The sequence below is a fragment of the Chitinophaga sp. genome, from assembly GCF_035564935.1.
Taxonomy (GTDB): domain Bacteria; phylum Bacteroidota; class Bacteroidia; order Chitinophagales; family Chitinophagaceae; genus Chitinophaga.
This window is the reverse complement of record NZ_DATMTE010000425.1, coordinates 1-2,826: the sequence shown is the minus strand read 5'-3', so window position 1 is coordinate 2,826 and position 2,826 is coordinate 1. Positions and strand designations below refer to the sequence as shown.

General features: G+C 50.8%; 1 protein-coding gene. It reads left to right on the top strand.

The window, feature by feature from the left end:
- Positions 1-218 precede the first annotated feature (218 nt).
- Positions 219-2,696, top strand: a complete 2,478-nt coding sequence (locus tag VN105_RS11030) for a glutaminase family protein (RefSeq protein WP_325640778.1) — start codon at positions 219-221, stop codon at positions 2,694-2,696.
- The last annotated feature ends 130 nt before the right edge of the window (positions 2,697-2,826 follow it).

Sequence of the window (2,826 nt, the reverse complement as noted above, 5' to 3'; positions counted from 1 at the left end):
CTGACAAGGCTTCTCAGGGCCTCCAAGGCGGGAGTAGGGTTTGCGCTTTTTTATTTTCTCAGGAGATTTTTTTCGCGATAGCTAGTACTAACCACGTTTATGGATGATATACAAGTGACCGGGAAAATTTTTATGATGAATGGTTATGAATCCCCCGGAAAATGTAATACATTTATTAACTGTACTTTTTACGCTTAATCGTTTTATCAAATCACGTTATGGTGAGAACATTTGCATTTTTAGCCCTGTTGGGCATTGGCGGCAGTGCAATAGCACAGGAACAAAAGGCGCCAGCGTATCCTCTGATCACACATGATCCTTATTTCAGCATCTGGTCGGCCACCGACGAGCTGAACGGCAGCACCACCAAACACTGGACCGGCGCTACCCAATCGCTTACCGGGCTGGTAAAGGTAGACGGTGTTACCTACCGTATACTGGGCCAGAACGAGGCCAGCTACCAGCCGGTAGTTGCCACCACCGATGAAGCAGCCTACCAGGTGAAATACACAGAAACCGCCCCGGCAGAAGGATGGGAGCAACCCTCCTTCAACGATAAAGCCTGGAAAACAGGCCAGGCGCCTTTCGGTGATAACCTTTCCTCCGGTGGCACCCGCTGGGCAAGCCCCAACCTCTGGACCAGGAGAACCTTCGACGCCGGCGACGTAGCCTCCGCCGACTTGTTCCTGAAAATCTTCCATGACGATAAAATTGTAGTATACCTTAACGGGGAACAGATCTACAAACACGGACGCTGGCTGAACCAATACGCCTACAGGCCCATACCGGAAGCCGCAAAAAGTAAGCTGAAGAAGAAAGGCAACGTGCTGGATATACATATCCAGAACACCGCCGGCGGCGCTTTCCTGGATGCAGGCATTGCCCGCCTGGTACCACCGCCCACTAACAAAGGCATAGAAACGGCCAAACAAACCGCCGTGAACATCAACGCTACCCAAACCAGCTACCAGTTCACCTGCGGCAAAGCAGATGTAACACTCACCTTTACATCGCCCCTGCTGATGGACGACCTCATGTTGCTGTCGCGCCCCGTTTCCTACATCTCTTATAAAGTAAGCTCCAACGATAACGCACCCCACCAGGTGCAGGTATACTTTGGCGCCTCTACCAACATTGCAGTGAACGCGCCCGCACAACCAGTAACAGCTTCCAAATACACCAACGGGCAGCTCTCCATTTTAAAAGCCGGTACCAAGGAACAACCCATCCTGAAAAAGAAAGGGGACGACCTGCGTATCGACTGGGGCTATATGTACGTGGCCGCACCTACTGCCGCTCACCCGCAGCAATACATCAGCACCGCCGGCGATGCCACAGCAGCATTTGCCAATGGCACTACAGCCACCACCAAACTGGATAAACAACTGGTGCTAAGCACCGCCGTAAACCTTGGCGCAGTAAACAGTACACCTAAAGAACAACTGTTCCTCCTTGGCTACGACGACCTGTACGCTTTACAGTACTTCAACACCAACCTGAAAGCATGGTGGAAAAACGACGCCACCCAAACCATCGATAAACAACTGAACGCCGCCTTCACCGATTACGCTACCATCATCGGTAAATGCGAAAAATTTAATGAACAACTGCGTAAAGACGCCATCAGCGCCGGCGGCGAAACCTACGCCAAACTGTGCGAACTGGCCTACCGCCAGGCTATTTCCGCACACAAACTGGCGAAAAGCCCCCAAGGCGATATCCTGTTCCTTTCCAAAGAAAACTTCAGCAACGGCTGTATCAATACCGTGGACGTTACCTATCCATCCGCTCCACTGTTCCTGATCTACAACCCCGACCTGATGAAAGGCATGATGAACGGTATCTTCTACTTCTCCGAAAGCGGTAAATACACCAAGCCCTATGCCGCCCACGACCTGGGTACCTACCCACTCGCCAACGGACAAGTGTACGGCGAAGGCATGCCTGTAGAAGAATCCGGTAACATGCTGGTACTGGCAGGCGCCATCGCCCGCGCAGAAGGCAACGCGGACTACGCTAAAAAACACTGGAAAACCCTCACCACCTGGGCGGAATACCTCCAGAAAGAAGGCTTTGACCCCGCTAACCAACTTTGCACCGACGACTTTGCCGGCCACCTTGCACGCAATACCAACCTTTCCCTGAAAGCCATTGCCGGGATCCGCGCCTACGCCATGCTCGCCAAAATGCAGGGCCTCAACGACGTTGCCGCCAAATACGAACAAAGCGCCAAAGAAATGGCCGCCAACTGGGTGAAACTCGCTGATGATGGCGATCATTTCAGTCTTGCTTTCGAAAGCAAAAACACCTGGAGCCAGAAGTATAACATGGTTTGGGACAAGGTGCTCAACTTTGACCTGTTTCCTGCAGACGTGTACAAGAAAGAAATTGGGTTCTATCTGAAGCATCAGCAGAAATACGGACTGCCACTGGACAGCCGTAAAACCTACACCAAATCCGACTGGATCATGTGGACTGCGGTGCTCACTGATAATTCCTCAGACTTTAGTGCTTTAGTAGCGCCGTTGTATACGTATGTAACGGAAACGACTACACGGGTACCGCTTAGTGATTGGCATGAGACGACTGATGGAACGAAGGTGGGATTTCAGGCGAGGAGTGTAGTAGGAGGGTATTTTATGAAGATGTTGGATGCGAAGTTTAATCCTTCTTCCGCTGCTTCTGCTTCACGTTAATTTTATTTACGCCCTTTCTGCGTTGTGCGGGAAGGGCGTATGTTTTTTAGAATGGATTTGGAAGTGATTGCGAAATTATTATCTTTGCGGTCCGTTAAATAAAAAATTGATTCCCTAGCTCAGTTGGTAG

Excerpts from the sequence above, each read along its gene's own strand:
- VN105_RS11030 (WP_325640778.1), top strand. The coding sequence starts at position 219 with ATGGTGAGAACATTTGCATTTTTAGCCCTGTTGGGCATTGGCGGCAGT.